This is a genomic window from Saccharopolyspora indica (genome assembly GCF_027853965.1).
In the GTDB taxonomy this organism is placed as follows: Bacteria; Actinomycetota; Actinomycetes; order Mycobacteriales; family Pseudonocardiaceae; genus Saccharopolyspora; species Saccharopolyspora indica.
On the sequence record NZ_JAQGLB010000026.1, the window covers coordinates 1 to 9736 of the forward strand.

Annotated in this window: 2 protein-coding genes; both read left to right on the forward strand. The window is 74.3% G+C overall.

Translation table 11 applies throughout. The features are described 5' to 3' along the window. Positions 1-4454, forward strand: a 4454-nt coding sequence (locus OU416_RS35410) for a type I polyketide synthase (protein ID WP_408642290.1), incomplete at its 5' end; no start/stop codon positions are given. 26 nt (positions 4455-4480) lie between these two features. Beyond that, positions 4481-9703: an SDR family NAD(P)-dependent oxidoreductase gene (locus tag OU416_RS35415; RefSeq protein ID WP_408642291.1), complete on the forward strand. Its 5223-nt coding sequence runs from the start codon at positions 4481-4483 to the stop codon at positions 9701-9703. Positions 9704-9736 lie beyond the last annotated feature (33 nt).

Consider the following 9736-nt stretch of genomic DNA (forward strand, 5'->3'; position numbering starts at 1 on the left):
GGTTCTTGCACGATGCGGCGGAGTTCGATGCGGAGTTCTTCGGGATTTCGCCGCGTGAGGCGTTGGTGATGGATCCGCAGCAGCGGTTGTTGCTGGAGACGTCGTGGGAAGCGGTCGAACGGGCCGGTCTGGATCCCGCGAGCCTGCGCGGCACGTCCACCGGGGTCTTCGTGGGCGTCATCGACCAGGACTACGGGCCGCGCGCCCAGGAGGCGCCCGAATCCGTCGGCGGCTACCTGATGACGGGCACCCTGCCCGCCGTCGCCTCCGGCCGCATCGCCTACAGCCTCGGGCTGGAGGGGCCCGCTGTCACGGTGGACACCGCTTGCTCGTCGTCGCTGGTCGCGCTGCACATGGCGGCCCGGTCGCTGCGCCAGGGCGAGTGCGAACTGGCGCTGGCGGGCGGCGCGTCGGTGATGGCCACGCCGGATCTCTTCGTGGAGTTCAGCAGGCAGCGCGGCCTGTCGCCGGACGGCCGGTGCCGCTCGTTCGCGGCAGGCGCCGACGGCACCGGGTGGTCCGAGGGCGCTGGCGTCCTGCTGCTGGAACGGTTGTCCGACGCGCGGCGCCGAGGTCACCCCGTGCTCGCGGTGCTGCGCGGCAGCGCCATCAACTCCGACGGCGCCTCGAACGGGCTCACCGCGCCGAGCGGCCCCGCCCAGCAGCGGGTCATCCGGGCCGCGCTGGCCGAGGCCGGGCTGTCCGCGCAGGACGTCGACGCGGTCGAGGCGCACGGCACCGCGACCACCCTCGGCGACCCGATCGAGGCGGAGGCGCTGCTGGCGACCTACGGCCGGGATCGCACCGAGCCGCTCTGGCTGGGTTCGCTGAAGTCCAACATCGGGCACTCGCAGGCCGCCGCCGGAGTCGGCGGGGTGATCAAGGCCGTGCAGTCCCTGCGGCACGCGGTGCTGCCCGCCACCCTGCACGCGGAGGAACCGACCCCGCACGTGGACTGGGAGCGCGGTCGGGTGCGGCTGCTCTCCGAAGCCCGGCCGTGGCCCGAGGTCGACCGGCCGCGGCGGATGGCGGTGTCGTCCTTCGGCGTCAGCGGGACCAACGCGCACGCCATCCTGGAGGCCTGCGAGCCGGACGCCGCGGTGGACCCGACGCCGCCGGTCACCGTGCCCGTGGCGGTTTCCGGGGTGAGCCCGCAGGCGCTGCGCACCCAGGCGGCCCGGCTGCTCGACCACCTCGACGCGCACCCGGACCTGGGCATCGCCGACATCGCACTGTCCACTGCGACCACCCGCGCCGCGCTGGAGCACCGGGCGGTCGTGGTGGCCACCGAGCACGCCCAGCTGCGCGCCGGGCTGGCCGCCATCGCCGCCGGGCAGGACAGCCCCTCGGTGCGCGTCGGTGCCGCTTCCGGCGGGGAGCAGCGGATCGCGTTCCTCTTCGCCGGCCAGGGTTCGCAGCAGCCCGGCATGGGGCGTGAGCTGGCCGAGCGGTTCCCGGTGTTCGCGGAGGCCTTCAACGAGGTCTGCACCGCGCTGGCCGCGCACGGCGTCACCGATCCGCGCCGCGCCGTCGACCTCGACCCGACCGACCTGGCCCAGCCCGCGCTGTTCGCGTTCGAGGTCGCCATGGCCAGGTTGCTGATGTCCTGGAACGTCCGCCCCGAGGTCGTCGCCGGTCACTCCGTCGGCGAGTTCGCCGCCGCGCACCTGGCCGGTGTGTTCGGCCTCGACGACGCCTGCCGGGTGATCGCCGCCCGCGGCAGGCTGATGGCCGCGCTGCCCGCCGGCGGCGCGATGACCGCCGTGGGGCTGCCCGAGGACGAGGTCCGCCCGCTGCTGGCGGGTGTCGTCGACATCGCCGCGGTCAACGGGCCCGCCTCGGTGGTGATCTCCGGTGCCGAAGCCGACGTGGCCGCGGTGGCCGAGCTCGCGGCCGCGCGCGGGGCCAAGACCAAGCGGCTGCGGGTCAGCCACGCGTTCCACTCCGCGCTCGTGGAACCGGTGCTCGCCGAGTTCCGCGAGGTGGTCGCGGGCGTGCGGCGGAACCGCCCGGTGCTGCCCGTGGCCTCCGGGCTGACCGGCGAGCTCGTCACCGACGAGCTGTGCGACCCGGACTACTGGGTGCGCCACGCCCGCGACGCCGTGCGGTTCGCCGACGCGGTCGCCGCCGCGGAGTCCTGCGAGATCACCGCTTTCGTCGAGATCGGACCGGACGGGGCGCTCAGCGGAATGCTGGACACCACCGCGCTCGTCGTGCCGACCGCGCGCGGGGGCCGCGCCGAGGTCGACTCGGCGCTCGGGGCGGCGGGCGCCCTGCACACCGCCGGGTCCGATGTGGACTGGACCGAGGTGTTCGCGGGCACCGGGGCGCACCGGGTCGACCTGCCCACCTACGGCTTCCAGCGCAACCGCCACTGGCTGGAGCCGGTGCGCCCGGAACCGGCCGCGGACGAGGTGGGAGCCCGGTTCTGGTCCGCTGTGGACGGTGCGCGGTGGACCGAGATCGCCGAGGCCATCGACGTCGACGCCGACGCGCCGCTCTCGCTCGCGCTGCCCAAGCTCGCCGCCTGGCGGAAGCGGGCGGACGAGCTGTCCAGGACCGACCGGTGGTGCCACCGGCTGGAGTGGCGACCGCTGCCGGAACCGCCGACCGCGCGGCTGTCCGGGACCTGGTTGCTGCTCACGGCCCCGGGCGGAACACCCGCTGACGACGCCGAAGCCGCCCTGAGCGCGGCGGGCGCCGAGGTGCGGCGGGTGGAGCTGGCCGACGCCGACCGCGCGGACGTGCTGGCCCGGATCACCTCCATGGTGCCGGAGCAGACCGGCGTCGCGGGTGTGCTCTCGCTGGCCGCGGCGGGTGGCGTGGAAGGCGGTGCGCCCATCGGGCTGGCCCGGACCGCCGCTGTCGTCCAAGCGCTGGGTGATGCCGGGATCGACGCTCCGCTGTGGTGCGTCACCGCCGGTGCCGTGGACGTGGACGGTTCGGGACCTCCGGTGCCGGAGCTGGCAGCGGTGTGGGGACTGGGCCGGGTCGCGGCGCTGGAGCACCCCGAGCGCTGGGGCGGGTTGCTCGACCTCGGGGCCGAGAGCGGTCGACGGGCCTGGCGGCACGTCGCAGCGGTGCTCGCCGGGATGGGGGAGGACCAGGTGGTGCTCACCCCGTCCGGGCCCGCCGGTGCCCGGCTGGTCCGCGCGGTGCCGGATGCCGTGGCGTGGCGGCCCCGCGGCACGGTGCTGATCACCGGCGGCAGCGGTGCCCTCGGTGCGCACGTGGCCCGGTCGCTGGCCGCCGCGGGTGCCGAGCACCTGGTGCTGGTCAGCCGCCGGGGCGAACAAGCGCCGGGCGCCGCTGAGCTGGTCGCCGAGCTGTCCGCCGATGGCACCCGGGTCACCGTCGCCGCCTGCGACGTGGCGGACCGGGACGGGCTCGCGGCGCTGATCGCGGAACTGCCGCCCACCGCTGTGGTGCACACCGCGGGAGTGGTGGACGACGGCGTGCTCGACGGGCTCACCACGGCCCGGCTCGCCGACGTGCGCGCGCCGAAGGCGACGGCGGCCTGGCACCTGCACGACCTGACCCGCCACCTCGACCTGGACGCGTTCGTGCTGTTCTCCTCGGCGGCGGGCGTGCTCGGCAACGCGGGACAGGGCAACTACGCCGCCGCCAACGCCGAGCTGGACGCCCTCGCGCAGCACCGCAGGGCCGCCGGTCTTCCCGCGACCTCGATCGCCTGGGGAGCCTGGGCCGGTGCGGGCATGGCGGTGGATCCGGTCACCGCCGAACGGCTGCGGCGTGACGGCGTGCGGCCGATGGAACCGGCCGAGGCGCTGTCCGTGCTCTGGCGGACCGTCAACTCGGAGCGGGCGCACGCGCTGGTCGCCGACATCGACTGGGCCCAGCTGGCGGCGGCCGTCACGGTCGCGCGACCGAGCCCGCTGCTCACCGACCTCGCGGGCGCCCCGGCATCGAACGGTTCCGCCGCGGCGCCGGAGCCCACGTCGGCCGAGCGCCTGGCCGAGGTGGAGCCGGGTGAGCGCGCCCGGCTGCTGCTGGAGGTCGTGACGGAGACCGTCGCGGCGGTGCTGGGCCACGAACCGGGCGCGGTCCTCGCCGACCGGGCGTTCATCGACCTCGGGTTCGACTCGCTGACCTCGGTGGAGCTGCGCAACCGGCTCGCCGCGGCCACCGGGCTGCGGCTCACCGCGACGCTGGCCTTCGACCACCCGACCCCGGAGGCGCTGGCCGGGCACCTGAGCGAGCTGCTGGTACCCGCGGAACCGCAGGCCGACCTGGTCGCCGACCTCGACCGCTTCGCCGCGGCCGCCACCGGCGCGAACGACCCCGACCTCCGGGCCGGGCTGGCGGGCCGGCTGCGCGCCCTGGCCGAGCAGCTGGCGCCCGCACCCGCCACGACCACCCGCGACGTGCTGAGCGCGTCCCGGGACGAGCTGTTCGACCTCATCGACAACGATCTGGGGGTGTCCGACCGATGACCGGCGACGACAAGGTCCTGGACTACCTGCGCCGCGTCACCGCCGACCTGCAGGCGACCCGCGAGCGGCTGCGGCAGGCCGAGGAGGCCGACGGCGAGCCCATCGCGATCATCGGCATGGCCTGCCGGTTCCCGGGCGGTGTGCGCTCTCCGGAGGACCTGTGGCGGTTGGTCTCCGAGGGGACCGACGCGATCGGGCCGTTCCCGGCCGACCGGGGCTGGGACCTCGCCGCGCTGGCCGCCCCGACCGGCCCGGGGCGGTCGGTCACGCAGGAGGGCGGATTCCTGGACGGGGCGGCGGATTTCGACGCGGAGTTCTTCGGGATCTCGCCGCGGGAGGCGCTGGCGATGGATCCGCAGCACCGGCTGCTGCTGGAAACCTCCTGGGAGGCGTTCGAGCGCGCGGGGATCGACCCCCGGTCCGCGCGCGGGAGCCGCACCGGCGTGTTCCTGGGCACCAACGGGCGGGATTACCCCGAGCTGCTGCGGAACGCCCCCGACGCGGTGGAGGGGCACGCGGGTATCGGCAACGCATCCAGCGTGCTCTCCGGTCGGGTGGCTTATGCACTGGGGTTGGAGGGGCCTGCGCTGAGCGTGGACACGGCGTGCTCGTCGTCGCTGGTCGCGCTGCACCTCGCCTGCCAGTCGCTGCGCCGTGGCGAGTCGACCACGGCGCTCGCGGGCGGCGCGACGGTGATGGCCACCCCCGGCACGTTCGTGGAGTTCACCCGCCAGCAGGGCCTCGCTCCCGACGGGCGCTGCAAGGCCTTCGCGGATGCCGCTGACGGCACCGGTTGGGGCGAGGGTGTGGGTGTTGTGGTGTTGGAGCGGTTGTCGGTGGCGCGGGGTTTGGGTCGTCGTGTGTTGGGTGTGGTGCGGGGTTCTGCGGTGAATTCGGATGGTGCGTCGAATGGTTTGACGGCGCCGAGTGGTCCGTCGCAGGAGCGGGTGGTGCGGCGGGCGTTGGTGGTGTCGGGTGTGTCGGCGGGGTCGGTGGATGTGGTGGAGGGGCATGGGACGGGGACGGTGTTGGGGGATCCGATTGAGGTGCAGGCGTTGCAGCGGGTGTATGGGCGGGGGCGTTCGCGGGATGTGTTGTTGGGTTCGGTGAAGTCGAATGTGGGTCATGCGCAGGCGGCTGCGGGTGTTGCGGGTGTGATGAAGATGGTGTTGGCGATGCGGTGGGGGGTGGTGCCTGCGTCGTTGCATGTGGGTGGGGTGTCGTCGCGGGTGGAGTGGTCGGGTGGTGGTGTTGAGGTGGTGGATCGGGCGCGGGAGTGGCCGGTGGTGGTGGGTCGTCCGCGTCGTGCTGGGGTGTCGTCGTTTGGTGTGTCGGGTACTAATGCGCATGTCATCCTCGAAGCCGCAGAAGAACCCGAGATTCACGAGTCCGCTGTGGACGGTCTGGTGCCGTGGGTGATCTCCGCCCGGACCCCGGAGGCGTTGCGGGAGCAGGCTGCGCGGCTGTGCGAGCACGCCCCGCGGGCAGCCGTCGACGTCGCCCACACGCTGCACACCGGCCGGGCCGCGCTGGAGCACCGCGCGGTCGTCGTCGGTGCTGATCGCGCCACCATGCTCGAAGGTCTCCGCGCGGTGGCGGAGGGAGCTCCCGCACCGCAGGTCGTCCACGGAAAGGCCCGCACGACGGGGAAGACGGTGTTCGTGTTTCCGGGTCAGGGTTCGCAGTGGGTTGGTATGGGGGTCGATCTGCTGGGGTCGTCGCCGGTTTTCGCGGAGCGGTTCGCGGAGTGCTCGGAGGCGTTGGAGCGCTTTGTTGAGTGGTCGCCGCGAGCGATGCTGGGCGATGAGTCCGGGTTGTTGCGGGTGGATGTTGTTCAGCCGTTGTTGTGGGCGGTGATGGTCTCGCTCGCGGCGGTGTGGGAGTCGTTCGGGGTGAAACCTGATGCGGTGGTGGGGCATTCGCAGGGCGAGATCGCTGCGGCCGTGGTCTCGGGTGCGTTGTCGGTCGAAGATGGTGCCAGGATCGTTGCTCTGCGGAGCAGTGCGCTGAAGGCTCTGGCCGGGCGTGGCGGCATGGTTTCGATCGCTGAGTCTGCTGACCGGGTGCGGGAGCGGATTTCGCAGTGGGGTGAGCGTGTTTCGGTTGCTGCGGTGAACGGTCCGGCGGTGACGGTGGTCGCGGGTGAACCTGCGGCGCTGGAGGAGTTGATCGAGGCGTGTGAGGCCGAGGATGTGCGGGCCCGGCGGATCCCGGTGGATTATGCGTCTCATTCGGCTCAGGTGGAGAGTTTGCAAGATGAACTGCTGGCTGTCCTGGAGCCGGTGCGGCCGGTGGCGGGTCGTGTTCCGCTTCTGTCCACTGTGTCTGGTGTGGAAACCGATGGGTCGGATTTGGATGGCAAGTACTGGTTCCGGAATTTGCGTGAGCCGGTGGAGTTCGAACAAGCGGTGTCCCGGTTGGTGGGGTCGGGGTGCGGGTTGTTCGTGGAGTGCTCGCCGCATCCGGTGCTGACGCTGGGTGTTCAGCAGACCGCTGAGGATGCTGTCGTGGTGGGCACTTTGCGCCGCGATGCTGGTGGCATGGACCGGGTGCTGCTGTCCGCGGCGGAGGTGCACGTCGCTGGTGCTCGCGTCGACTTCAGCCCGCTGTTCCAGGGCGGTCGGCTCGTGGACCTGCCCACCTACCCCTTCCAGCGCGAGCGGTTCTGGCCGACGGTGCGCCCCGCCGTCGGAGACCTCGACGCGGGTGGCCTCGACCCGGCGGGGCACCCGCTGCTGGGCGCCGTCGTCGAGCGGGCCGACGGCGGGGTGGTGCTGACCGGTCGACTCGGCTTGGACACCCACCCCTGGCTGGCCGACCACGTCGTGCGCGGCACCGCGCTGCTGCCCGCGGGGGCCTTCGTCGACCTCGCGGTGCACGCGGGCGATCTGGTCGGCTGCGACCAGGTCGACGAGCTCACCCTCGAAGCGCCGCTGGCCGTCCCCGACCACGGCGGTGCCCGCCTGCACGTCACCGTCGGCGGCCCGGACGCCTCGGGAACCCGGTCCGTCGCGGTGCACTCGCGCAACGACAGCGGCTGGACCCGGCACGCCACCGGCACCCTCAGCGCAGCCGAGTCCGATGTGGACGCCCAGGGCGGTCAATGGCCCCCGGGCGGAGCGGTTCCGGTCGACCTCGACGGCTGGTGGGACCACTTGGCCGCCCTCGGCGTGGACTACGGCCCGGCGTTCCGGTGCCTGCGCGCGGTGTGGCGGCACGGCGACGATCTGTACGCCGAAGCGGCCCTGCCCGACCCCGCCGCGGCAGAGGGGTTCGGCGTGCACCCGGCGCTGCTCGACGCCGCATCCCAGGCCACCGCGCTGCTCGCGGACGACCGAACGGCCCGGATGCCCTTCTCCTGGACCGGGTTCCGCCTGCACGGCACCGGTGCTACCTCGGTGCGGATCCGGGTGTCACCGCGCGGCGCGGACACCGTGAGCTTGTCGATCACCGACCCGGCGGGCGCTCCCGTGGCCACCGTCGGCTCGCTGGTCTCCCGCCCGGCCCCCGCTGCGGGCGTCGCACGGGCGGGCGGCCTGTACACCCTCGACTGGATCGACTTCCCCGGCGGCCTCGGCGGCGGGCAACCGGCCGGCGAGGTCGTGCACCTGCGCTGCGATCCCGCCCCGGACGACCCCCGCGCCCCGCTCGGCCGCGTGCTGGATGCGCTGCGGGACGCGCTCTCCAGCGACGACGGCCTGCTCGTGGTGCGCACCCGGGGCGCTGTGGCCACCGACGACCCCGACCCGGCCGGCGCTGCGGTGTGGGGACTGGTCCGGTCCGCGCAGCGCGAGCACCCGGGCCGGATCGTGCTCGTCGACGTGGACGACGACCCGGCGTCCGAGCGCGCGCTCACCGCCGCGATCGGCACCGGCGAGCCCCAGCTGGCGCTGCGAGCGGGCAGGGCGCTCGTGCCTCGCCTGACGGCGGTGCCCGCGGACGGCTCGGCGGTGGAGTTCCCGCGTGACGGGACCGTCCTGGTGACCGGGGCACCCGCAGGGCTCGGCGGTCTCGTCGCCCGCCATCTCGTGACCGCGCACGACGTCGCGCACGTCCTGTTCGTCTCGCGCCGCGGTGCGGACGCTCCCGGTGCCGACCGGCTGCGGGACGACCTGACCGCTGCGGGCGCCGCGATCACGATCGCCGCCTGCGACGCCGCCGACCGGGACGCGATGGCTGCCCTGCTGGCCGGAATCCCGGCCGAGCGGCCGCTGCGCGCCGTCGTGCACACGGCCGCCGTGCTCGCCGACGGTGTCGTCACCGCCGTGACCGATGCGGACCTGGACCGCGTGCTGCGCGCCAAGGCCGATGCCGCTCAGGTGCTCGACGAGCTGACCGCCGACGCGGATCTCGCCGAGTTCGTCCTGTTCTCGTCGGCATCGGGGACGCTCGGTGGCCCCGGCATGGCGGCCTACGCCGCGGCCAACGCACATCTCGACGCCTTCGCCGCCGCTCGGCGGTCTCGCGGTCTGCCCGCCCGGTCGCTGGCCTGGGGCCTGTGGGCCGACACCGGGGGCATCGCGGGCAGGCTCGCGAGCACCGCGGTCGACCGCATGGTCCGCGCGGGCGTCGCAGCGCTGAGCGAGCAGGACGGCCTGGCGCTGTTCGACGCCGCCCTGGCCTGCGAAGCCCCGGCCGTGCTGCCGATGCGGCTGGACGTCGCCGCGCTGCGGGCGGGCGGCCCTGAGCTCGCCCCGCTGCTGGCCGGTCTGGTCCGCCCCCAGGTGCGGCGCGCGGCCGTGGGCGGGAGCGACGACGGGCGGCCTCCGGCGGACCTGGCCGAACCGGGGGCGCTGCTCGACCTGGTGCGCGGGCACGTGGCGACCGTCCTCGGCCACGGCTCCGCCCGCAAGGTTCCCGAGGACCGGCCGCTGCGCGAACTCGGCTTCGACTCGCTCACCGCGGTGGAACTGCGCAACCGGCTCGTCGCGGCCACCGGGCTGCGCCTGCCGCCGACCCTGGCCTTCGACCACCCGAGCGCCGCGGCGCTCGCCGCGCACCTGCGCGCCGCGTTGTTCGGCGACGAGGTGGACGGGGCGGCGGCGCTGTTCGACCACCTCGACAGGCTCGCCGCGGACCTGGCCGCGACCGCGCTGAGCCAGGACGAACGCGCCGACGTCGCCGCCAGGATGCGGGCCCTGCTCGCCGAGTGGGCCGGGGAACCCGGCGATCCCGGCGACGGCGGGCTGCCGGCCGGGGACGACGACGAGCTCTTCGCCTACATCGACAGCAAGCTCGGTCCCGCGTGACGCGGCCGGACTTCCACGACGACTGCACCGGGA